The organism is Lactococcus sp. LG606, from assembly GCF_017309645.1.
In the GTDB taxonomy this organism is placed as follows: domain Bacteria; phylum Bacillota; class Bacilli; order Lactobacillales; family Streptococcaceae; genus Lactococcus; species Lactococcus petauri.
The window spans coordinates 1,293,955-1,316,111 of record NZ_CP071301.1 but is presented as its reverse complement, the minus strand read 5'-3'; the positions used below and the strand labels follow the sequence as shown (position 1 = coordinate 1,316,111).

The 22,157-nt window shown below is 36.2% G+C and carries 21 protein-coding genes, 1 pseudogene and 1 riboswitch; of the genes and pseudogenes, 15 read left to right on the top strand and 7 right to left on the bottom strand.

Going from position 1 to position 22,157, the window contains the following annotated elements; translation table 11 throughout:
• Window positions 1-11 precede the first annotated feature (11 nt).
• The 6 genes from J0J35_RS06520 to J0J35_RS06495 all read left to right on the top strand — a co-directional run bounded on the left by J0J35_RS06520 (window position 12) and on the right by J0J35_RS06495 (window position 6,863).
• Entirely contained in the window at window positions 12-1,151 is a 1,140-nt protein-coding gene (locus J0J35_RS06520; protein ID WP_117517710.1) for a GGDEF domain-containing protein, read from the top strand.
• Window positions 1,152-1,174: 23 nt separating this feature from the next.
• Window positions 1,175-2,257, top strand: coding sequence for a non-hydrolyzing UDP-N-acetylglucosamine 2-epimerase (gene wecB, locus J0J35_RS06515; RefSeq protein WP_165719911.1), 1,083 nt, complete (start codon window positions 1,175-1,177; stop codon window positions 2,255-2,257).
• Window positions 2,258-2,499: 242 nt separating this feature from the next.
• The gene (locus tag J0J35_RS06510) at window positions 2,500-4,518 is read left to right on the top strand and encodes a KUP/HAK/KT family potassium transporter (protein WP_206916259.1); all 2,019 of its coding nucleotides are present in this window, start codon (window positions 2,500-2,502) and stop codon (window positions 4,516-4,518) included.
• A 173-nt stretch (window positions 4,519-4,691) separates the two neighbouring features.
• Complete coding sequence (locus J0J35_RS06505; protein WP_206916258.1) at window positions 4,692-5,672, top strand: NADPH:quinone reductase; 981 nt, start codon at window positions 4,692-4,694, stop codon at window positions 5,670-5,672.
• Between the two features lie 125 nt (window positions 5,673-5,797).
• Window positions 5,798-6,253, top strand: a complete 456-nt coding sequence (locus J0J35_RS06500; protein WP_117517716.1) for a MarR family winged helix-turn-helix transcriptional regulator — start codon at window positions 5,798-5,800, stop codon at window positions 6,251-6,253.
• Complete coding sequence (locus J0J35_RS06495) at window positions 6,243-6,863, top strand: GNAT family N-acetyltransferase (RefSeq protein WP_206916255.1); 621 nt, start codon at window positions 6,243-6,245, stop codon at window positions 6,861-6,863. The genes J0J35_RS06500 and J0J35_RS06495 overlap by 11 nt, the downstream gene beginning before the upstream one ends.
• 25 nt (window positions 6,864-6,888) lie before the next feature.
• Here the strand turns inward: J0J35_RS06495 and J0J35_RS06490 are convergent, their stop codons facing one another.
• Entirely contained in the window at window positions 6,889-7,404 is a 516-nt protein-coding gene (locus tag J0J35_RS06490; protein ID WP_086583055.1) for a MepB family protein, read from the bottom strand.
• A 146-nt stretch (window positions 7,405-7,550) separates the two neighbouring features.
• Between J0J35_RS06490 and J0J35_RS06485 the strand changes: the two genes are divergently transcribed.
• Together J0J35_RS06485 and J0J35_RS06480 are read left to right on the top strand one after the other, a co-directional pair.
• Window positions 7,551-7,973 carry a MarR family winged helix-turn-helix transcriptional regulator gene (locus J0J35_RS06485; protein WP_017370986.1) on the top strand — a complete coding sequence of 141 codons (423 nt, stop codon included), beginning with the start codon at window positions 7,551-7,553 and terminating at the stop codon, window positions 7,971-7,973.
• Between the two features lies 1 nt (window position 7,974).
• Window positions 7,975-8,613, top strand: a complete 639-nt coding sequence (locus J0J35_RS06480) for a nitroreductase family protein (RefSeq protein ID WP_206916252.1) — start codon at window positions 7,975-7,977, stop codon at window positions 8,611-8,613.
• A 53-nt stretch (window positions 8,614-8,666) separates the two neighbouring features.
• Here J0J35_RS06480 and J0J35_RS11675 read toward each other — a convergent pair whose 3' ends face one another.
• From J0J35_RS11675 to J0J35_RS06460, 5 genes and pseudogenes are all read right to left on the bottom strand, one after another.
• Window positions 8,667-9,353 (bottom strand): B3/4 domain-containing protein, encoded by a 687-nt coding sequence (locus tag J0J35_RS11675; protein WP_242534108.1) that lies wholly within the window; start codon window positions 9,351-9,353, stop codon window positions 8,667-8,669.
• A gap of 78 nt (window positions 9,354-9,431) precedes the next feature.
• A pseudogene (locus J0J35_RS11670) lies at window positions 9,432-9,851 on the bottom strand (GNAT family N-acetyltransferase); the annotation flags it as partial.
• A 38-nt stretch (window positions 9,852-9,889) separates the two neighbouring features.
• A complete protein-coding gene (locus tag J0J35_RS06470; RefSeq protein WP_206918180.1) occupies window positions 9,890-10,345 on the bottom strand; it encodes a MarR family winged helix-turn-helix transcriptional regulator in 456 nt (151 codons plus the stop codon).
• An 88-nt stretch (window positions 10,346-10,433) separates the two neighbouring features.
• Window positions 10,434-11,090 (bottom strand): CPBP family intramembrane glutamic endopeptidase, encoded by a 657-nt coding sequence (locus tag J0J35_RS06465; protein ID WP_017370982.1) that lies wholly within the window; start codon window positions 11,088-11,090, stop codon window positions 10,434-10,436.
• A 117-nt stretch (window positions 11,091-11,207) separates the two neighbouring features.
• Complete coding sequence (locus tag J0J35_RS06460) at window positions 11,208-11,774, bottom strand: tryptophan transporter (protein WP_019294332.1); 567 nt, start codon at window positions 11,772-11,774, stop codon at window positions 11,208-11,210.
• A gap of 493 nt (window positions 11,775-12,267) precedes the next feature.
• On the opposite strand from J0J35_RS06460, the gene J0J35_RS06455 reads away from it, so the two are divergent.
• The 3 genes from J0J35_RS06455 to J0J35_RS06445 all read left to right on the top strand — a co-directional run bounded on the left by J0J35_RS06455 (window position 12,268) and on the right by J0J35_RS06445 (window position 16,170).
• On the top strand, window positions 12,268-13,092 hold the full coding sequence (locus J0J35_RS06455; RefSeq protein WP_206916249.1) for an Rgg/GadR/MutR family transcriptional regulator: 825 nt from the start codon (window positions 12,268-12,270) through the stop codon (window positions 13,090-13,092).
• 144 nt (window positions 13,093-13,236) lie between these two features.
• Window positions 13,237-14,748 carry a glutamate:gamma-aminobutyrate antiporter gene (gadC, locus tag J0J35_RS06450; RefSeq protein WP_017370980.1) on the top strand — a complete coding sequence of 504 codons (1,512 nt, stop codon included), beginning with the start codon at window positions 13,237-13,239 and terminating at the stop codon, window positions 14,746-14,748.
• Between the two features lie 21 nt (window positions 14,749-14,769).
• Entirely contained in the window at window positions 14,770-16,170 is a 1,401-nt protein-coding gene (locus tag J0J35_RS06445) for a glutamate decarboxylase (RefSeq protein ID WP_019292826.1), read from the top strand.
• Window positions 16,171-16,323: 153 nt separating this feature from the next.
• On the opposite strand, the gene J0J35_RS06440 is transcribed toward J0J35_RS06445, so the two are convergent.
• A complete protein-coding gene (locus J0J35_RS06440) occupies window positions 16,324-17,487 on the bottom strand; it encodes a pyridoxal phosphate-dependent aminotransferase (protein WP_206916247.1) in 1,164 nt (387 codons plus the stop codon).
• A gap of 265 nt (window positions 17,488-17,752) precedes the next feature.
• Window positions 17,753-17,925, top strand: a riboswitch (Lysine riboswitch).
• Between the two features lie 366 nt (window positions 17,926-18,291).
• On the opposite strand from J0J35_RS06440, the gene J0J35_RS06430 reads away from it, so the two are divergent.
• From J0J35_RS06430 to dapD, 4 genes are all read left to right on the top strand, one after another.
• The gene (locus J0J35_RS06430) at window positions 18,292-19,551 is read left to right on the top strand and encodes a diaminopimelate decarboxylase (RefSeq protein WP_206916244.1); all 1,260 of its coding nucleotides are present in this window, start codon (window positions 18,292-18,294) and stop codon (window positions 19,549-19,551) included.
• 215 nt (window positions 19,552-19,766) lie between these two features.
• Window positions 19,767-20,630 (top strand): 4-hydroxy-tetrahydrodipicolinate synthase, encoded by an 864-nt coding sequence (gene dapA, locus J0J35_RS06425; RefSeq protein WP_206916242.1) that lies wholly within the window; start codon window positions 19,767-19,769, stop codon window positions 20,628-20,630.
• The gene (gene dapB, locus J0J35_RS06420) at window positions 20,630-21,340 is read left to right on the top strand and encodes a 4-hydroxy-tetrahydrodipicolinate reductase (protein ID WP_003134265.1); all 711 of its coding nucleotides are present in this window, start codon (window positions 20,630-20,632) and stop codon (window positions 21,338-21,340) included. The genes dapA and dapB overlap by 1 nt, the downstream gene beginning before the upstream one ends.
• A 93-nt stretch (window positions 21,341-21,433) precedes the next feature.
• A complete protein-coding gene (gene dapD, locus J0J35_RS06415) occupies window positions 21,434-22,132 on the top strand; it encodes a 2,3,4,5-tetrahydropyridine-2,6-dicarboxylate N-acetyltransferase (protein WP_003134267.1) in 699 nt (232 codons plus the stop codon).
• Window positions 22,133-22,157: the final 25 nt, after the last annotated feature.

Here is a 22,157-nt window from a genome sequence, read left to right as displayed (position 1 = left end):
GGAGAAAAAAGATGATTCATATTGATGACATATTAGGCAGTAACTTTATTGATAAAATTTTTTTAATGCCTACCGTTCTAGGTATGATGTTTATTGCTAAGTATATGATTCAGTATTATCAGTTGGATCGAAATAAAGTCACTGCTTATATCTTATATTCGAGCAATTTTGCTTTATTTATAATTTTACTTAAATTTCTGTTTAACGACATTGACCAGGGTTCGCCCTATGGTTATATTATTAGTGATATTTCTTTAGTCTTTATTGCGATTTCGGTCGTTTATTTAGTTGCACCCCCTACCAAAAATATTGAATACGAGGTGTTGCCACAGTTTATTATATATTATGGACTTTATTTGCATGTTTACGGTTTTGATATCCAATCCTCTCTCTTAGTGCTTTCCGGATTGACTATATTTTGGCTTGTGATTTATGTGCTATGTAATTATAAGGAATTGATTTCGAAATATTACATTTCCTACTTTTTCCTTAGTATATTTATTACCCTTGCAGCAATATTAGTAGCTTTTTCGCAATTTGACATTCCAATGAGCTATGTGCTTGGTATTTTAGGAAAGGTATTAGCTGTGCTAGTTATCGCGAAGATCGCGATACATTTAATCAGTATTATTGCCTTGATGTATTCGGATTTAAAGAAGGATGCTTATATAGACGCTTTAACCGATACTTATAATCGTAAAAAGTTTGAAGAAGTATTGAAGGAAATTTTAGGCAGTAAGAATGTTCCACTTTTTTCGATTGCTTTGTTTGATGTGGATTCATTTAAATGTATCAATGATTCCTACGGACATTTGGCAGGAGATTATGTGCTGCGGGAGATAAGTTATGGTATTAAAGAAACTTTACTTCAAGAGCATAATAATGGTCAACTGTTTCGATATGGTGGTGATGAGTTCTTTGTACTCTTTAGAAACCAGTCTGGGGATAAGGTCAAAGCAATAATGGATGATATCCAAAAAAATATCTCGAAAAAGGATTTTATCTATAATGATACCTTATTAAATGTTTCTATATCTGTAGGTGTTTCAGAAATAAGAGATGAAAAAAGTCTGAAGGACATTATTGATAAAGTTGATAAAAACTTATATGTCGCAAAAGCAAACGGGAAAAATCAAGTCTTCTATATGTAAAGAAGAGTAGAAATGGAGTAGACATGAAAAAAATAATGCTCGTTTTTGGTACACGACCAGAAGCAATTAAAATGGCACCCTTAGTCAAAGCTATCGAGAAAGATGAACGTTTTGAAGCTGTAACGGTGGTCACAGCGCAACACAGAGAAATGCTGGATCAAGTTCTCGATATTTTTCACATTCAACCTGATTACGATTTAGATATCATGGGAAAAAATCAAAGTCTTAGTCAAATTACCACACGTGTTATTGACGCCATTGATCAAGTACTGGTAGAAGAAGCACCAGATATCATGCTTGTTCATGGAGACACCTCGACAACTTTTGCAGCCTCTATTGCTGCTTTCTATCATAAAGTAACTTTGGGACACGTAGAAGCAGGATTGAGAACTTGGGACAAATATTCACCTTTCCCAGAAGAAATGAACCGTCAAGTCACAGATGTGCTCTCCGATATTTACTTTGCACCAACTGAAGAAAGCAGACAAAATTTATTAAAAGAAAATCATCCGGATGAGAATATCTATGTGACAGGCAATACTGCTATCGATGCTTTACGATATACTGTACCAGCACATCTTCAAAAGGATCGTCGCCAGATTCTGGTGACGATGCACCGCCGTGAGAATCTGGGTGAACCAATGGAAAATGTTTTCCGTGCCATCAAAACGATTTCCGAAGAATATGTCGACTTTGAGGTAGTTTATCCACTTCATAAAAATCCAAAAGTGAGAGAAATTGCTTATCGCATTCTTGGCGACTTGCCGAATGTGCGACTGATTGAACCATTAAATGTGATTGATTTTCATCGTATGGAAAACGAAAGCTATCTTATCCTGACGGACTCAGGTGGTGTGCAAGAAGAAGCGCCTTCTTTTGGTGTGCCTGTACTTGTGTTACGTGATACAACAGAAAGACCAGAAGGCGTAGAAGCAGGCGCCTTAAAATTAGTCGGTACAGATGAAGCCGATGTTTATCAAGCCATACGGGAACTTCTTGATAACGAAGAAGCCTATAATAAAATGAGCCACTCTAAAAACCCTTATGGTGATGGACATGCCAGTGAAAAAATACTTGATGCTATTGATCAGCATTTTAAACACTGAACACCATGAAATCGCAATAAAATACTCTGACTTCTTATAAGGTCAGAGTATTTTATTGCGAGAAATCATCCTCACTATTTGTACTATAAAAAAATCAGATATATAAAAGTTTTTTCCTCGCGATTTTGAGGGAAACTGATATAATGATTCTAAGAAACTGAGACAATATTATTTTATCCTCTCGTAAAGTTTCTGGAGAAGTATGTACTTCTACCTTTTATAAAAATGAAAGAGGTTTTTGTATGAGTTATGCGAATGAAAAATCGTTTAACAAAGCTACTTCAGCGGGCTTTATAATCGCGCTTGGAGTAGTTTATGGTGACATTGGGACAAGCCCTTTGTATACCATGCAGTCTATTGTTACTGGACAAGGAGGCTTGCAAAATATTTCAACGGACTTTATCCTTGGTGCGGTTTCCTTAGTTATCTGGACACTGACCTTGATTACAACCGTTAAGTATGTGCTGATTGCCCTCAAGGCCGATAATCATCAAGAAGGTGGGATATTCTCCCTCTTCACCTTAGTTCGACGGATGGCTAAATGGCTGATTATCCCAGCAATGATAGGAGGGGCCACCTTACTTGCAGATGGGGCTTTGACTCCAGCAGTTACAGTTACCTCTGCTGTCGAGGGCCTAAAAGGAGTTCCTGGTTTAGGAGAAATCTACGCCAACCAGTCATGGGTTATTGTTACAACGCTTATCATTCTGGCTATACTCTTCCTTATTCAACGTTTTGGAACCGGCCTAGTCGGAAAACTTTTTGGACCGATAATGCTTATCTGGTTTAGCTTTTTAACTATCACAGGTCTTTTAAATTCCTTTGCGAATCTTGAAATTTTTAAAGCAATCAATCCTTACTATGCTGTCCATCTCTTGTTAAGTCCAGAAAATAAGGCAGGGCTCTTTATTTTAGGTTCGGTATTCTTGGCGACTACCGGAGCAGAAGCCCTTTATTCTGACCTTGGACATGTGGGCAGAGGCAATATCTATGTCAGCTGGCCTTTTGTAAAACTTGCAATTGTTTTATCTTACTGTGGACAAGGGGCTTGGCTTTTGGCGCATAAAGGTGGCGATTTGGGAGGTATGAACCCCTTCTTCGCCGTAATCCCTACAGACATGATGATCTATGCCGTTGTTTTAGCGACTTTAGCTTCTATTATCGCTTCACAATCTCTGATTTCGGGATCATTTACCTTAGTTTCAGAAGCCATCCGCTTGAAGCTTTTACCGATGATGCGGATTTACTATCCAGGGAAAACTTTAGGTCAGCTTTATATTCCAGCAGTCAACTTGATTTTATGGCTTTCGACAAGTGCGATTGTACTTTATTTTAGAAGCGCGGAACACATGGAGGCAGCTTATGGTCTAGCCATTACTGTCACTATGCTTATGACAACAGTACTTCTGGCATATTATCTCATTTACCGAGGCTTAAAGAAACCTTTGGCTTACTTGATTGCTGCATTCTTTGCTAGTATTGAATTGATTTTCTTTATTGCCTCAGCAGCCAAGTTTGTTCATGGAGGCTATGTTGTAGTGATTATGGCGGCCATGATTATATTTGTGATGTTTGTTTGGTTCCAATCAAGTAAAAGTGTGAACAAACATATTAAGTCACTGGATCTCAATGATTTCAAAGGACAATTGAAGGAACTCAAAGAAGACAAGGAGATGGATCTCTATCAAACCAATCTCGTTTATTTGAGTAATAAAATGGAAGGTGATTTTATTGACCGTTCTATCCTATATTCAATACTTGATAAACGTCCTAAAAAGGCGGAAGTTTACTGGTTTGTTAATGTGAAAGTTACTGATGAACCATGGACTTCCGAATATGAAGTTGATATGATGGGAACAGATTATATCGTTAAAGTTCATTTGTATCTAGGGTTTCGCATGAAACAAGAAGTGCCCCGTTATCTTCGGACGATTGTTAAAGATTTAATAAAATCAGGACGATTGCCTAAACAAGAGCAAAAATACACCACAATGCCTGGTAGGGATGTTGGTGACTTCAGATTTGTAGTTATCGAGGAACGGGTGACAAATGCACAAAAACTTCCAGCTTTTGATCGATTCGTCTTGAAAGCAAAAGCCCGAATCAAGCGTTATACAGCAACACCAGATCGCTGGTTTGGCTTACAATTTTCGGAAGTGTCACTTGAGCGGGTGCCATTAATATTATCAGATGTATATAATTTGAGCATCAAAGAACGTCCAAAACTAGAAGATGAAGGTGAAGAAGACATAAGCTATTAGTATAGATACAATTAACCAGAACAACTGGATTTTTCCAGTTGTTTTTTTGTCATGTCACTTGTTGAAGAGTTACTACAAAGTATCTAAGGCACCTCGGAGTACCTACTATACAAATAGTAAATCTTGCTATATAATGAGTGCTATAGAAACCTGTAATTCATAAGGAGGAAAATATGAAGGCAATAGAAGTATCTGAATTTGGTAACAGTAACGTTCTTAAGTATAAAGAGCTTAAAGACCCGATTATGAAAGATGACGAGATTTATGTCAGCCTCAAAGCTGCAGCGGTCAACCCAGTTGAAACCTATGTGCGCCAAGGAACATACGCGCAACTGCCTTCGCTCCCTTATATCCCAGGAAAAGATGGAGCTGGGATCGTCAAAGCTGTAGGTGCACAAGTGAAAAACTTTAAGGTAGGTGATCGTGTCTTTGTGACTGTAGAGAGTGATGCTCAGTTTGGAACATATGCGCAAGCAATAACATGCAAGGCCACCGAAGCGACCTTACTCCCAGAAATTATGACTTATAGTCAAGGAGCAGCACTAGGATCGAGCGGCTTAACCGCCCTTTATGCCCTTAATCAAAAAGCGGGCCTTAAGTCTGGAGAATATATACTTATACATGGTGCAACTGGAGGAGTGGGGACACTTGTCCTTCAATTTGCCAAGCTGTATGGTGCCAAGGTTATTGCAACAGCAGGGTCTGAAAAGGGCCTTGAGATATTGAAAAAGCTTGGTGCAGACTATGTCTTTAACCATCATGCTGAAGGATATATCGAGAGAATACAGGACTTGACAAAGGACCATGGTCTTGATGTGATTATCGAAATGCTTGCAAATGTTAATTTACAGAAAGACTTAGATGCTATTGGCAACAACGGGCGAATTGTTATTATTGGTAATCGAGGTGAAGTAACCATTAATCCTCGTGTCTTGATGATGAAAGGGGCACATATCACAGGTCTAATGTTGGCAAATATCACACCAGAAGAAGTGGAGGAAAACACACACTTGTTACTGCAAGGTTTAAGTGAGGGTGTTAAACCTGTCGTTGATAAAGTATTCCCACTCGAGCAAGCTGCGACAGCGCAAGATTATATCATGGAAAACAAAGGAAGTTTGGGTAAAATCATTCTTGATACGGCAGCTGAATGATCTGAATAGATGAAAATAAAAAGGCAGGTTTTAATCTGCCTTTTTATTTTAGAAAAGCCTTGACTTTAGTGCGGAATCGTACTATAATGAAATGGTACGACTTCGCACTAAAAAGGAGCGGTTAAATGAAATATCGAGAAATAATGACACAATTTAGCACAGCGCTTGGCAAACTTGATATGGCTTACGCGCTTGTGGCGCATGAATATAATCTGACTTTTAATGGACTAATGACGCTCTATATTATCGATGAAAGTGATACTGTCACCCAAAAAGAAATAAGTGAAATCTTATTTTTGCCGAAATCAACAGTACATAGCTTACTTTTGAAATTGCAAAAACAAGATATTCTTCAACTCACTAAAGGAAAAAATGAAAAGGAAAAATTTATCGTTTTCACTCCAAATGGAAGAAAAGTTTTTGAGGAGATTCAGGAGCAAACAGATATCTTTGAAACACAAGTTATAGAAGAATTCGGCTTGAAGAACACACAAGTATTTTTGGAGCAAACGAAAACTTTTACCGAAAGCTTGCTCGAAAAAGCACAGAGAGTTATGGAGGATAAAAAAGATGAAAATTGAAATAAGAGCATTTGATCCAAAGGATTATCAAAAAGCAATCCAGTTTGCTGTTAAAGGGATGAGTTTTGATAGGTACAGTAATAATAAAACCATCATCAATATGTATGCCAAAAATTTTCTATATTTTGAGCTGTCAAAAGCTACGCAAGCTATTGCTGCCTATGTTGATGGTGAAATGGTGGGCTTATTGCTCGCAGAGATATATGGAGAACCTAAACTGAAACAAACCTTTGGCCAAAAAGCTTACATGAAGACTTTTAACTTTTTGCGGACCTTTTCTAAAAACAAAGGCTTAGACACTTATGAAGCTACGAATAAAGAATTATTACGGTCGTATAAAAGTGAAGCATCACCTGAGGGCGAAATTTTGTATTTGGCTGCTGATCCCGAGAAAAAAATCAAAGGTGTAGGTACCGCTTTAATCAATGAACTCACGGCGCGGGAAGCTGGAAAAGAAATATTCCTCTTCACAGACACGGGCTGTACTTATCAATTCTATGAATACAAGGGTTTTCATATGGCCGGAGCTCGAGATATTCAACTTGATTTTGGTCAAAATCGAATCGATTTAACTGTAATGCTTTTTAGTAAAAAGTTAGCGCAGCAATAAACAATAAAAAACCGTAAGCTTAAAACTACGGTTTTTTATTGTTTATGGATGTAGAAGAAAAATACAATTGGGCTAATTTTTCTTTTTGGATAATATTAGTAGTATCAATGAAATAATCGCATTGCCATTTTTGGGCAGCCTGCGCAGTTTTGTTGAGTGAAGTTTCCCAGGATGGGTAAAAACGCAAAGCCATTTTTCCAGTAATTCCCTTGTGTTTTAAAATCTTTTTTTCTCGAAGAACGCTCTTGGGAATGATAAACTGGCCACTCAAGGGTCCATCAATGACTGAAATGACAAGTTTATCGGGAAAAGCTTCAAAACTAAAGGGGATATTTTTGTTGTTGGTGTCCTTTTCCCAAAATGCTACAAAATATCCTTGTTTTTTAGGAGTTTTTTTAGCGCGACGACTTCGAAAAGATAGTCCATCTGCTTGAAAACAAAAACCTTCGTATTCAGAATTATAAGTATCTTTTGTAGGTATACTTGGAGATAAGCCTAAATCATTCAAAAGGGTCGTTATATAGGTCAGCGAATTATACATGGTTTAAGTTTACCACAAGTAAGAGAGAGAAAAAATCAAAGCTACTTATTTTGACACAGCAGCAATCAAAATAGTTTACAAAAAAATAGGAATGTAGTATTATTGACTAGTCAATGATTGACCGGTCAATTTAAAAAGGGGGACAAATGAACCTTAGACAAATGAGTCAGCTCTTTTACAAGCTAAAACTAGCGAATCAAGAGATGACAACGAAGTTTGAAAAAGAAACTGGCTTTAGTATAACCCGTTATGAGCTTATGATGTTTTTGAAGGAAAACGGTCAATGTTCTCAAGGGCAATTACAGAATGAGTTAAAAATAGACAGTGCAGCTATTACAAGGCATCTAAAATTGCTCGAAGCAAAAGGTTATGTTACCCGTGAGAGAAATAAACAAAACAATCGCGAAGTTTTTGTTAAAATCACGGATAGCTCAAAAGAGGCTTTGGAACGTTGTGAAAGAAACTATAATAACTCTTCTGAGAAAAGTTTAGAGCTAGCACTCACAGCTCAAGAAGAAGACGTACTTCTTGAGCTGCTCACAAAGTTATTGGGACATAAAGGAGAATAAAATGTCAACTCGTATTGTAAATAATGATTTTTCAGAAATCACATTTGGAAGAAAATCCGTGCGTGTTTATGATGAAACTTATAAAATTTCACATGAAGAAATGCTTGAAATGATCCAAGAAGCAACAACAGCACCATCATCTGTAAATATGCAACCTTGGCGTTTTGTTGTTGTTGAAAGTGATGAAGAAAAAGAAAAATTAAAACCTTTAATTCGTTTTAATACCCGTCAAAATGAAACTTCTTCGGCTATGGTTCTTATTTTTGGGGATCTTCTCTGTTATGAATTAGGGGAAGAAATTTATAACCAAGCTGTAGAAGAAGGCAAGATGCCAGCAGATGTACGTGATCAACAGTTAGAAGCGATTATTCCTTACTACCAAAGCTTTAGTAAAGAAGAAATGAATGATGTTGTCAAAATTGATTCAAGCTTAGCTGCAATGCAATTTATGCTCATCGCACGCGCTCATGGTTACGAAACAAATCCTATCGGCGGATTCGAGGCAGACCAATTGGCAGAAGCTTTTGGTTTGGACGAAAACCGTTACGTGCCAGTAATGATTTTATCTGTCGGCAAAGCCAAAGAAGCAGGATATGAATCTGTAAGATTAGCGGCTGAAAAAATCACAGAATTTAAATAACAAAAAGATGCTAGATTATCTAGCACTTTTTTATTATTATTTATCTTTCTTTCTTACTTATTGTTGATAATTTGAATTTCTCCCTCAACACCAAGAATATCCTTAATTTTAGCCTGTAACTCTTGGATAGCCTCTAGTGCACGTTCTTGTTGAGAAGGGGTTACTGCTTCAATCACCAAGATGGCGTTTGTAGTTTCTTCTGTCAACATGGTACGTTGGGCTTCACGCCAATTCAAAGAGCGACAGATCGCACCATCAAGGTCATAATATATAATTTCTTGCGCAAGAGCTGGCTCACTCTTTTGCGCTCCCAGAGGATAAAAATCTTCACCCCCCTTGGCTAAGCCTAAATGTAAATCGCCGTTGATTTTATCTAAGTCCTCACCGCCACAAGGTACACCATAACGAAGAGAAATACTATTATAGATATCCACAAGTGGGTTGATTGGTTCTAACTCTTTGCCCTGAGCCACTCTTTTTAAAAGAGCTTCAATAGAAGAGCGTGCACCTTTTTTCTTCTTAAACTGTGTAAAAATATCACGCCATTCGGAGATGACAAAGTTTTCTTTAAAATCATCTTCAACTAAAAATTTTTCAGACTCTTTAAATGCCTCCTTTAGAAGCTCTTGGTAGGGGCCTAAATCATGAACATGATTGTCAATATTGTTTACAACTAAGGTATAGAGTTGAGCTTCTGGAAAAAGTTTCCAAAAGTTTTTATCCACAGTAACAGTTTGCATAGTAGTTCTCCTTATTTCTTTTTTCATGATTAAATCTGTTTGCGTTAAAGTCCCTAAATGAAAATGACGTGACCCACATTCCACATAGCCTTGATTTTTATAAAAACCATAAGCAGTAGGATTGTGCTCCCAGACACTGAGCCAGATATATTCCTTGTGTGTGCGCTGTGCTTCTTCGAAAGCAAAATCTAATAAATGTTTTCCTAAGCCTAAGTGCTGGTGAGACTTTCTAACATATAGTCTTTCCACTTCAAGAGCCTCAGCTAAAGTAGAGTGTTCTGGAAGAGTTGCATTTTTCCACTTGATATAACCTGCGAGACAACCATCTTGGAAAATAAAATAGAAACTATTGTTAGAGTCATTGAATTCTTTGGTTAATTGTTGAGGATTAAAAGCCTTTTCTAAATAAAGCTCTAAATCTTCTGGTGGATTTTGTTCTCCAAAAGTTTCAGCGAAGGTTTCTATACTTAAGTCTTGTAAGACCTGTAGATCCTGCATAGTAACGCGGGAAATTCTAATATTCACACCAACTCCTTTTAGTAGATTCGTTTCTTTCCTTTTTTAACATCGATCCAGTTATCCACGATATTTTGACTGATTTTTCCGAGTAAATTCTCTACTTGAGTAATCTCCTGTGCATTAAGACCGGATAAGGCAACTTGAGTAGAATAGTGAAGCTCTCTGTTTAAGATAGGGTAAACTTCTTTGCCATGAGAAGTAACATATAGTAGTTTATTTTTTTTGTTTCCAGTATCTTCAACTTTTTTTATAAGTTTTTTTTCTACCAATTGATTGATAGCACGACTTGCTGTACTCTTATCGACACATAAAAGTTCAGAAATTTGTTGTTGATTAATTCCAGAATTTTCAAAAATACGACTGAGGTAGAGGTATTGTCCTTTTGCAAGTTTCAGCTCCTTGAATTCAATATTACTGATAGAATCTAAGGCGCGTGCTATAGTACCAATATCTCTTAAAATATTATTTTGAATAGTATTTCTCCTTTCATGGAAGAGGATGTATTGATTATAAAATAAAATAGTTGCGTTTGCAACTATTTGGTTATATATAATAAATACCTTAACTTAATAAGCCTAAAATATTATTCAACATATGAAGACAAATAACAAAAATTAAGGAACGATGAGAGCTTAAATAAGCTAAAGCTAAAAGCATTGCTCCAGGTGCATAGAGGACAAAATCCATAGGTTGCTGCATATGCATAACGGTGAATAAACCAGTAGAAACAAGGACTGCAATTAGTGTTCCTGTATAATTTGAGAGTCTATTAAGGAAGATATGGCGAAAGATAATCTCTTCAATGATGGGTCCTAAAACACCAAGAATAAGGATGGTGAAGAATAAAGGGATTTGCTTACTCATTTCAGAGAGAGCAGCTTGATTTTCAGGGTTTAATCCCTTTCCATAAATACCTTGAGCCAGAGATTCCACCAAAAGTATCGCTGCCATCCATAAGGGGAGGCTTAAAATTTTCCATAAGGAATGCTCCTTAAAATAGCCAAAACTTTCTCTTAATTCTTTTCGGAAGAGAATAAGTGCTGTCAGTGCAGAGACTGTTATACCAACTGCGAAGTTTAAAAAATCAGATTCTACCCAATTTGTCTGAGCTAACTCAGATAGAAAGAGTAAGGGGATCATTCCAAGTTGGAAGGGGACAAATAAAATATATATAGTTAATACAATGAATTCTCTTTTATTATCACGTAAAAAATTCAAAAGTATAGACCTCCTTGTTTGAATTGGCGATTCGCCTCAGATATTTTAACATAGCATAAAGTCTATACCAATTAAATTGTTTATGTTTTTATAGAGAGAAGTCTTTTTCATATCTCATTAAGAAACAGCGAAAAGATATTTTCCTTTGGAAAGTGTTGAAACAAGTTTGTAGAGCAAAATTCCCAGGAAATAATTGACAAATGCCGTAGAAAAAATCGTAATTAAAAGAACAGGAAGGCCCATTTTAAAGACAACCATAAGCTCCGAAATGTGAAGTAAAGTTCCCAAAAGATATACAGCAAAAACATACACGCAACCACTTATCAATGTGGCGAGGAAATAGATTACCCCTATTTTAGCTAAAAATAATTTGGGAGAAATTCTTAGGACTAACCTATATAAGAGTAAGCATGCCAAGGCTGACAGGGTACGGTCAAAAGCAGCTGGCAGCTGGAAAATCGGATTACCACCAAGAATCATGGAAGTAAGGATAACAAGACCGCTTGCCAAGAAAACTTGTTTGAGTGTAGGTTTAATCATTATACAGAGGAATAAAAAGGCCAAGGAAAAGTCTGGGCGAATAATTCCAGCGATACTGGGAGTGATAATATTCAAAATTTGTCCAAGTATAATGAAGATTGGAGTAAGTGCAATAGTATTTGATGATTTGTTTTTTTGATTCATAAAAGTTCCTCTTTCTAGTTTTTAATGATAAGGCAGAGTACTTTCTATAACACAAAAAAAGCATAGAAACTTCTATGCTTTAATCATCCAATTTGAGCATAGATACAGGTTTTAGAAAGTACACTAAAATTTGTATCTATGGTTTTCTTCAGTTAGAAGCCATACATACACCTGTATCTTTGCCAAAGTTGAGTAGAATAACAGTTGATCATTGGTTGTACAGCTCCTTTCGTTTTTATTAGGAGTAATAATATCATTTTCTAAGAAAACTGTCAATGCTTTGAACTCACAGAGATAAATTAATTTCGCCATATAGAGATTTAAAAGGAAGTTTTTTGAACATAAAAACCTATGCCTGATAGCCTTAATTGAGTATATATTTGACGACCAACTTGTAAATGAGTTATAATTTCACGTGCATATTTTTTTAGGCATAAATGTAATTATTGTTATTTATCATAACGTTAAAAACAAAATTAGGAGGTCATTAACTGTGCATAAAAAATATGGAGATTGTTTTAAAAAGTTAAGGAACCAAAAGAATTTGGGACTCTCATATTTTAGTAAGATTGGAATAAATAGAGCAAATTTATCTCGATTTGAAAGAGGGCAAAGTATGATGAGTTTTGAGCGCGTTGACTTGATGTTAGAAGAGATGCAAGTCCCCTTAGCAGAGTACGAATTAATTGTAAATAACTTTATGCCCAATTATCAAGATTTTTTCTTGTTGGAACTAGAAGAAGCGGACTTTAGTCAAGATCTAAATAAAATTCAAAAGTTATATCTTGAGGCGCGTGAAGCAGGAAAACATATGTTGTCACTTGCTGCAAAAACTCGACTTGAAAATATAAGTCCCCTGGAAGTGAGAGAGATTGAAAATCATCTTTGTAATGTTAAAGAATGGGGCTATTTTGAGCTCACATTATTTTATTTTGTCTCAGATCATATTGCTATTGATCAGCTGGAAAATCTTCTGGCCAATTTTGACAAAAGGTGTGAAAAATATTGTCGATTATTAAAGTACAGACGAAGATTATTACAGATTGCGTATCAAAGTGCGGCTATTTTTGCAGCGCATGGGGAAAGAAGTGAAGCTGAAAATATATTAGAAATTACCAAAAAATATCGGGAAATGGGAGTGGATTTATATGCTGAAGTTTTAAGGCATCTGGCAACAGGAATTGTTATTTTTAACTTTGAAGATAAGGATTTAGGACGTAAAAAAATTAATTGTGCTCTGGGAGCTTTGGAGGAATTTGGAGGTTTACGATTGAAAGAATTTTATCAAAGAAGGTTGGAAAAGTTTTTAAAAAATTAATCTCTGTATCTGTTGCTTTAAAGCAACAGATACAGAGAGTTTTTTTATTTTTAAGAGAATATACTTGATATAGAAAGGAGATGAAAACTAGATTTGGGCAACAATTATTTTGAAAATTGTTGCCACATATTTTAAGGAGGTATGATGAATCAAAAAAAATTAACATTATTCGGATTCTTTGCTTTAACTGCTTCAATGGTTTTGACCGTATATGAGTATCCGACCTTTGCCACTTCTAAATTGCACTTAGTTTTCTTTTTACTACTAGGCGGAATACTATGGTTTTTACCAGTTGCCCTATGTGCTGCAGAAATGTCCACAGTTGAAGGGTGGAAAAATGGAGGCATTTTCAGCTGGGTGAGCCAAACTTTAGGAGAGCGTTTTGGATTTGCGGCAATTTTTTTCCAATGGTTTCAAATTACAGTTGGATTTGTAACAATGATATACTTTATCTTAGGAGCACTTTCATACGTATTAAATTTTGAAGCTTTAAACTCAGATCCACTCATTAAATTTATAGGCTTGCTGGTCATTTTTTGGGGACTGACTTTTTCACAATTAGGTGGGACTCAGCGCACTGCAAAATTAGTAAAAGCGGGATTTATAATCGGGATTGTAATTCCATCCATTATCTTATTTGTATTAGCAGTAGCTTATTTTGTAGGAGGAAATCCTATAGAAATCCCCATCAATAAGGCAGCTTTTATTCCAGACTTTTCACAGCTTTCAACATTGGTAGTTTTTGTTTCGTTTATTTTAGCTTATATGGGAGTTGAAGCTTCAGCTTCTCATATCAATGAGTTAGAAAATCCAAAAAGAAATTATCCTTTAGCAATGGTTTTATTAGTAATATTAGCTATTTCTTTAGATGCCCTTGGGGGCTTTACAGTGGCTGCAGTAATACCTCAAAAAGAGTTATCTTTAAGCGCTGGTGTGATTCAGACTTTTCAAACGCTGATCTTACATTTTAATAACCACTTAAGTTGGTTGGTCAAAATAATTGCAATAATGATTGCGTTTGGAGTAATGGGAGAAGTAAGCTCATGGGTAGTTGGGCCTTCTCGAGGAATGTTTGCAGCAGCGCAACGTGGATTACTTCCAAAATTTTTACGAAAAACGAATACCCATGATGTTCCCGTGCCTTTAGTTATGATTCAAGGTGTCATCGTGACTCTTTGGGGAGCGATTTTAACCTTTGGTGGTGGCGGCAATAACTTGTCCTTCTTGGTAGCAATTTCTTTGACTGTAGTTATCTATTTGGTTGGTTATCTACTATTTTTCTTAGGCTATTTCGTCTTAATCTACAAGAAAAAGAATTTAAAACGAACATATAATGTTCCAGGAAAAATGATAGGCAAATCAATTATTGCAGGAGTAGGGTTATTATTATCTCTGTTTGCTTTATTAATTTCTTTTGTCCCACCGGAATCAATTGCTCAAAGTGAGACACGAACTTATCAAATGATATTACTTATAAGCTTTGCTGTTACAGTAATCTTACCATTTGTTATTTATGAACTACATGATAAAAAGAGTCATGGATCTCTTGAAGAACCAATTCACTTCAAAGCAGGAGAAGTGAATCCAGCCGTTTATCCGGCAGCTCGAGGGGAGCATCATATTGTAAAGAATGAAGAACATATATTAAAACATTAAAGAAAATTGGAGGATGTAAATATGTTATATGGAAAAGAAAATCGTGATGAGGCAGAATTTTTAGAACCAATATTTGGCTCCGAAAGTGAGCAAGTTGATTTGCCCAAATATAAATTAGGGAGAAAATCGATCGAACCTCGGGTAGCTTACCAATTAGTTCAAGATGAGATGCTAGATGAGGGGAATGCGCGGTTGAACTTAGCCACTTTTTGTCAAACATACATGGAACCTGAAGCAGTAAAACTAATGAGTCAAACTCTTGAGAAAAATGCAATAGATAAATCAGAATATCCAAGAACAACCGAAATCGAAAACCGTTGTGTAAATATGATTGCTGACCTTTGGAATGCAAGTGAAAACGAACAGTTTATGGGAACATCAACAATTGGTTCTTCAGAAGCTTGTATGTTGGGAGGAATGGCAATGAAATTCTCTTGGCGTAAACGAGCAGAAAAGTTAGGCTTGGACATTAATGCTAAAAAACCAAATCTCGTTATTTCTTCTGGGTATCAAGTTTGTTGGGAAAAATTCTGTGTATATTGGGATATTGAAATGCGTGAAGTACCGATGGACAAAAACCACATGTCAATTAATCTAGACAAGGTTATGGATTATGTTGATGAATATACTATTGGTATTGTGGGGATTATGGGGATTACGTATACAGGAAGATATGACGATATCAAGGCTCTTGATAAGTTAGTTGAAGAACACAACAAACGTACAGATTATAAAGTGTACATACATGTAGATGCTGCTTCAGGTGGACTTTATGCACCATTTGTTGAACCACATCTTAAGTGGGATTTTCGATTAAAAAATGTCATTTCCATCAATACATCAGGTCATAAGTACGGTCTCGTTTATCCTGGAGTAGGTTGGGTATTATGGCGTGATAAGAAATATTTACCAGAGGAGTTAATTTTTAAAGTAAGCTATCTTGGAGGAGAATTACCAACCATGGCTATTAACTTTTCTCATAGCGCGGCTCAGCTGATAGGACAATATTATAATTTTGTACGCTATGGTTTTGATGGATACAAAGCTATACATGAAAGAACGCATAAAGTAGCGATGTATTTAGCAAAATCAATTGAAAAAACAGGTTTATTTGAAATTGTAAATGATGGTTCACAACTTCCAATTGTATGCTATAAATTAAGAGAAGACAGAAATTGTGACTGGGATTTATACGACTTAGCCGATCGTTTATTAATGAAAGGATGGCAAGTGCCAGCCTATCCTTTACCAAAAAACTTAGAGGATAATATTATACAACGGATAGTAATTCGAGCGGATTTTGGAATGAATATGGCATACAATTACGTGCAAGATATGCAAGAAGCTATTGAATTTTTGAATAAGGCACATCTTAAATACCATAATAATCCTAAAAATAAAGTATATGGATTTACACATTAAAACAATCTCTTTTTTACAAGCCAAACCTATTTTCGTTAATTAATAACAAGAATGAATACATAACAAAAAAGACGAGATTTTTCTCGTCTTTTTTGAGAAGATTTACATTAAAGCAAAGATAAACTCTGAGTATAGCACAAGCATAATAGTAAGTTATTCCGAAAGATATTCTTTCAATCTCTCCATAGCAATCTCAATCACTTCCATTGAAGCTGCATAGGACAAACGGACATAACCTTCACCATATTGACCAAAGGCTGATCCTGGAATGAATGCTACATGTTTTTTCTTTGCAAAATCATATAAAAATTCAAAAGAATTGCTGTTATATTCTGCTGGAATTTTGGCAAAAATATAGAAAGCCCCGTCTGGCTTGATAATTTCAAAGCCAAGTTCAGTCATTTTCTCAATAATGTAATTCCGCCGTTTGAGGTATTCGACTTTCATTAGCTCAGCATCATTTTTTCCTTTACTCAGAGCTTCAACTGCTGCCCATTGCGATTGTGTTGAGGCAGAAGTAACCAGATATTGGTGTGTTTTTACAAGCTGATCAATCAAGTATTTTTCTGCAAAAATCAGCCCCATTCGCCAACCCGTCATCGCATGTGATTTTGAAAGGCCATTAAGTACAAAAGTTTGATCACGTAAAAAGGTCGAAATAGAAGTATGTACATGTTGGCTATAGTTAATTTCAGAATAAACTTCGTCAGAAAGGACAAAAATTTCATGTTTTTTGATGATTTCAGCAAGTGTTTTAAGTTGGGCATGAGTGTAAGTTATGCCCGTTGGATTTGAAGGATAATTAAGGATGATAGCCTTGATATTCTCGGTTTCGTTCAATACTTGTTCAAGTTTTTCAGGAGTTAAGACAAATTTATCAGTTGTGGTATCAATCTCGACCAATTGACCGCCAGCTAAGCTTACTACAGGCGCATAACCTGGGTAAGCAGGTGCTGGGATTAGAACTTTATCGCCAGGTTCAATAATTGAAAGGAGACAAGTAGCAATCGCCTCTGTGACACCAACTGTGGTCAAAATTTCTGTTTCAGCATCGTAATGCAAATTGTATTTTTCAGCTACAAATTGACTGGCTGCATGACGGAGTTCAATCAGGCCACGCATGCCAGTATAATGACTTTCATCGGCATCAATCGCATCAATTGCAGCTTTTTTGATATGTTCAGGTGTCGGAAAATCTGGTTCACCAAGTGTTAATTTCAAAACATTCGGTATTTTGGAGATTTCCTGATCAAATTCACGAATTTTAGAAATTTCAATTTTTCCAAGATTAGTGTTAAATTTATTTGATAAATCCATACATAGCACCTCCGCAGGTCAATAGTTAAAGTTGGCTTCAAGCAAAAACTCCGTATATTCGTCGTTTTAAATTTGTATTATAGCATTTTATTTTAAAAATTCACAAAACAATGTTGCAAAATATTTTGGAGGTTCAGAAGTTCAGAGAAAAAATACACCTTGTAAACCTTGATTTAAAGCAGTTTTAAAGAAAAAAATAAGTCAATACCAAAAATTTGAAAAGTTTTCAATTGACAAACAATACTGAAAATATTATAATTGTGAAAAATAAATTAGAGGTAGCAATGCAAATGAGTACTACACGAGAGGAGGCATCCGACGACCGTGTACGAAAGGTAATCATTGCCGAACGTTAGCAACAGAGGCATCTGGCTAGCGTGGGGGTATAGGAAACACCTATACCACTCGGACTTGAATAAGTCTGGCGCTAAGTGATCGAACCGAATAATATAGAATTCTTTTTTAACTCTATTTTCATGACGACATAAAAGGCGCTTGTACTTACAAGTGCCTTTTGTTTTTATACGATGTGAGTTTGTAGGTTGAAGCGCGACAACGATAGAATAATGTTTTAGCGAGTCAACGAATAAGAAAAACTCTGCTTCTTACATCGAAACTCATTATATCAGTGGTCGAAGGGCACTGGAGACAGAGTTAAAGATTGAGATGGGAAAAAATATCATTTGGTAGACTAAAAGTAAAATCTTCCTTCTTTCAGTTGCAATTTTTGACAAGCCTCCATAGCATTGAAACTACCGAAATCTTCAGATAAAGATTTGCATAGCAAGTCCACAGGAGCATGAAATGAAAGTACCATTTATTACTAAAGATCAATTAGATAAAATTACTGCAGAATTTCCGACACCATTTCATTTATATGACGAGCACGGAATTCGTGAAAAAGCAAGGGCGCTAAACACAGCATTTTCTTGGAATAAAGGTTTCAAAGAATTCTTTGCGGTGAAAGCTACACCAACGCCTGCAATTTTGAAAATTTTGCAAGAAGAAGGCTGTGGAGCTGATTGCGCGAGCTATGTTGAACTTATACTGGCAAATAAATGTGGTTTTGATAAGTCTGAAATTATGTTTTCATCAAATGACACTCCAGCTGAAGAATTTTTATTAGCCAAAAAGCTAGGGGCTACGATTAATATTGATGCATACAACCATATTGAATTTTTATCCACATTGGCAGGATTTGAATTTCCCGAAACAATGAGCTTACGCTATAACCCTGGTGGAGTTTTTACAATGGGTACCAAAATTATGGATAATCCTGAAGAATCAAAATTTGGAATGACAAAAGCCCAACTAATTCAGGGAATTAGAGATTTGCAAAAGTTGGGTGTGAAGAAATTTGGAATGCATAGCTTTTTGGCTTCAAATACTGTGACAAATGAATATTATCCAAAATTAGCACAGCAATTATTTGAATTAGCACTTGAAATTCGTGAAAAAACAGGCGTTTCTCTTGATTTTATAAATCTTTCTGGTGGTATCGGCGTTAATTATCGTCCGGATGAAGCTCCTAACGATATTGCTGTCATTGGCGAAGGAGTACATCGTGTTTATGATGAAGTTCTAACTGCCAATGGCCTAGGAGAAGTCAAAATTTATACGGAACTGGGACGCTTTATGTTGGCGCCTCATGGCTTACTGGTCACACGTGTCTTGCATAGAAAGCAAACCTATCGGACGTATATTGGTGTGGATGCGAGCGCAGTTAATCTGATGAGACCAGCATTTTATGATGCTTATCATCATATTACTGTTATAGGAAAGGAGGAAGATAAAGTGAAAGAAATTGTTGACGTGACAGGTTCATTATGTGAAAACAATGATAAATTTGCCAGGCAGCGCGAACTTCCTGTGATTGATGAGGGAGACCTATTAGTCATTCATGACACAGGTGCGCATGGTTTTTCGATGGGATATCAGTATAATGCAAAATTACGAAGTGCCGAATTATTGCTTCAGAAAGATGGGAGCACACGTATGATTCGACGGGCAGAGCGACCTGAAGACTATTTTGCAACATTGGATGACTTTGAGTTTGAAATCTAACCGAGAATTAGCTGGTGAATGCTTGTAACAGCTTTTACTTCTAACCACTGATAAAATCATAAATAATATTTGGATACAAATTAAAGGAGTGGAATAAGAACAAGGCGAAGAGGAGATGTTTTTCAAGAGAAAGAAAATTATACGATGAGTAGTTTCCTTTTCTTCTATTGCAACACTCGTCAAAGGTTTCTGAAATAAATCTACAGGAGAAAATAATGCTTAAAGGTTCAATTGTGGCGCTCATCACGCCCTTTAATGATGATAATTCTATAAATTTTGAGAAATTAGCTGAGCTGATTGAATTTCAGATTAGCCATGGAAGTGCGGCTATTTCTATTTTAGGCACAACAGGAGAAGCACCGACGATTAGTTTTGAGGAGAAAAAAGCAATCGTTGAGTTTGTAGTTAAACAGGTTGCTGGACGTGTTCATATCAATGTTGGAGCAGGAAGTAATAACACAGCACAAGCAGTGGAATTTGCTCAAGCATTTGAAAAGTTAGGTGCGGATAGTTTGCTTGTGATTACCCCTTATTATAATAAAACTAATGAAACAGGGATGTTAAAGCATTTCACTAAGATTGCGGAGTCTGTCGATATTCCGATTATCATGTACAATGCACCAGGTAGAACAGGAGTGAATCTTTCTGTTGAAGCCGTAGAAGTATTGGCGAAACACCCGAATATTACAGGCTTAAAAGAAGCATCAGGCGATATTGCCTATGTGGAAAAAATTAGCCGCTATCTTTCTAATAATTTTGCATTATATAGTGGTAATGACGATATGATAGTCCCATGCCTGAGTTTAGGCGCTTCGGGTGTAATCAGTGTTTGGGCTAACTTCATGCCAGATGTAGTTAAGGAGTTAATCGAAACTTTTGCGACCAACCCAGCTCATTCTTTGAGTCTGCAACAAAAATATTTGAACTTGATTGACAGCTTATTTATAGAAGCAAATCCAATTCCGGTCAAATTTGTGATGAATCAACTCGGTTATAATGTCGGTTCTGTTCGGTTGCCACTTGACGAGCCATCCGAAACGGCAAAAATTCAACTTCTTAAAGAATTGGAGATTTTATAATGAAAGTTTTACAAATTGGAACAGGTACAATGGGCGGGCTGCTTGCGGCAGAGCTAGAAAAAGAGCATGAATTAACAGTCGTATCCTTAACAAAGGATATTCCAGAAGAAAAATTCGATGTGATCATTGATTTTTCACACCCTGAGAATCTCAATAATCTTGCTAAATATCTAGAAAAGCATCCAACAGCCACAGTTATTGCCACAACAGGCTTTGACGACATACAAAAGGTAACAATTGATCACCTTTCTGAAAAAATGCCTGTATTATTTAGTGGCAATTTTAGTATTGGAGTTATCTTGATGAATCGTTTAGTCAAAGAAATGACCTATATTTTATCGGACAGTTTTGATATTGAAATCATTGAAAAACATCATAATAAAAAAATAGATGCACCATCTGGTACGGCAAAGATGTTGCTTGACAGTATCAATGAAACATTGGACTATAAAGTTGTTCATGGACGTTCAGGTATAAAGCCACGTGAGAAGAAAGAGATTGGAGTACATGCTGTTCGAGGGGGGACAATCGTTGGTGAACATGAAGTAATATTTGCAGGAAGGGACGAACTTCTTACGATTAAGCATGAAGCTCTTTCGAAAATGATTTTTGTAAAAGGGGCGATCACAGGGATGAATTGGCTTATTCATCAAGAAAGTGGGATGTATTCAATGGAGGAAGTTCTTTTTGGAAAAGACGGAGTGAATTAAGTCCTATTTTTATAGAAGAGAAACAATAAAATAAATTTTGGATATTCCTTAAAAAACTTAGTTTTTATAGGATTACTCACAAGAAGGAGATTTATGGAAGTACAAAAAATTTCGGCTCAAGAAATTATTCAATATATTGGAAATGCTGAGAAAAAAACAACAGTTAAAGTAACTTTTGAAGGTCAATTGACAGGTCAAATATCAAAAGAAATCATCAAAATCAGCAATACTTTGTTTGGGGATTGGAGTTTGATTCAACCGCTTTTGGCTGACATGACTGAAAATAAAGATTATATTGTGGAGCTTGATAGCCGCAATTCAGCTGTACCCTTGCTTGATATTCGCGATGTCAATGGACGTATCGAGCCAGGCGCAATTATCCGTGAACATGTCGTAATTGGTGATCATGCAGTAATCATGATGGGAGCAATTATTAATATAGGTGCTGAAATTGGGGCTGGTACAATGATTGATATGGGTGCTGTTCTAGGAGGACGTGCAACAGTTGGTAAAAATTCCCATATTGGTGCAGGCGCAGTACTTGCTGGAGTTATTGAACCAGCTTCATCTGTGCCTGTGCGTATTGGGGATAATGTACTTGTGGGTGCAAATGCAGTAGTTATTGAAGGTGTACAAGTCGGTTCAGGTTCAGTTGTTGCGGCCGGTGCTATTGTGACACAAGATGTTCCTGAAAATGTAGTTGTTGCTGGTGTGCCAGCCCGTATTATCAAGAAAATTGATGCCCAAACGCAGCAAAAAACTGCACTGGAAGAAGCGTTGAGAAATTTGTAAAATTGCCATAAGGATAGACTATTTA

Coding starts and splice junctions, on each gene's coding strand:
- dapB (WP_003134265.1), top strand. CDS start 20,630: ATGAAAGTTTTACAAATTGGAACAGGTACAATGGGCGGGCTGCTTGCG.
- J0J35_RS06445 (WP_019292826.1), top strand. CDS start 14,770: ATGTTATATGGAAAAGAAAATCGTGATGAGGCAGAATTTTTAGAACCA.
- J0J35_RS06485 (WP_017370986.1), top strand. CDS start 7,551: ATGAACCTTAGACAAATGAGTCAGCTCTTTTACAAGCTAAAACTAGCG.
- gadC (WP_017370980.1), top strand. CDS start 13,237: ATGAATCAAAAAAAATTAACATTATTCGGATTCTTTGCTTTAACTGCT.
- dapA (WP_206916242.1), top strand. CDS start 19,767: ATGCTTAAAGGTTCAATTGTGGCGCTCATCACGCCCTTTAATGATGAT.
- J0J35_RS06495 (WP_206916255.1), top strand. CDS start 6,243: ATGAAAATTGAAATAAGAGCATTTGATCCAAAGGATTATCAAAAAGCA.
- dapD (WP_003134267.1), top strand. CDS start 21,434: ATGGAAGTACAAAAAATTTCGGCTCAAGAAATTATTCAATATATTGGA.
- J0J35_RS11675 (WP_242534108.1), bottom strand. CDS start 9,353: ATGCAAACTGTTACTGTGGATAAAAACTTTTGGAAACTTTTTCCAGAA.
- wecB (WP_165719911.1), top strand. CDS start 1,175: ATGAAAAAAATAATGCTCGTTTTTGGTACACGACCAGAAGCAATTAAA.
- J0J35_RS06490 (WP_086583055.1), bottom strand. CDS start 7,404: ATGTATAATTCGCTGACCTATATAACGACCCTTTTGAATGATTTAGGC.
- J0J35_RS06520 (WP_117517710.1), top strand. CDS start 12: ATGATTCATATTGATGACATATTAGGCAGTAACTTTATTGATAAAATT.
- J0J35_RS06505 (WP_206916258.1), top strand. CDS start 4,692: ATGAAGGCAATAGAAGTATCTGAATTTGGTAACAGTAACGTTCTTAAG.
- J0J35_RS06480 (WP_206916252.1), top strand. CDS start 7,975: ATGTCAACTCGTATTGTAAATAATGATTTTTCAGAAATCACATTTGGA.
- J0J35_RS06430 (WP_206916244.1), top strand. CDS start 18,292: ATGAAAGTACCATTTATTACTAAAGATCAATTAGATAAAATTACTGCA.
- J0J35_RS06460 (WP_019294332.1), bottom strand. CDS start 11,774: ATGAATCAAAAAAACAAATCATCAAATACTATTGCACTTACTCCAATC.
- J0J35_RS06500 (WP_117517716.1), top strand. CDS start 5,798: ATGAAATATCGAGAAATAATGACACAATTTAGCACAGCGCTTGGCAAA.
- J0J35_RS06510 (WP_206916259.1), top strand. CDS start 2,500: ATGAGTTATGCGAATGAAAAATCGTTTAACAAAGCTACTTCAGCGGGC.
- J0J35_RS06440 (WP_206916247.1), bottom strand. CDS start 17,487: ATGGATTTATCAAATAAATTTAACACTAATCTTGGAAAAATTGAAATT.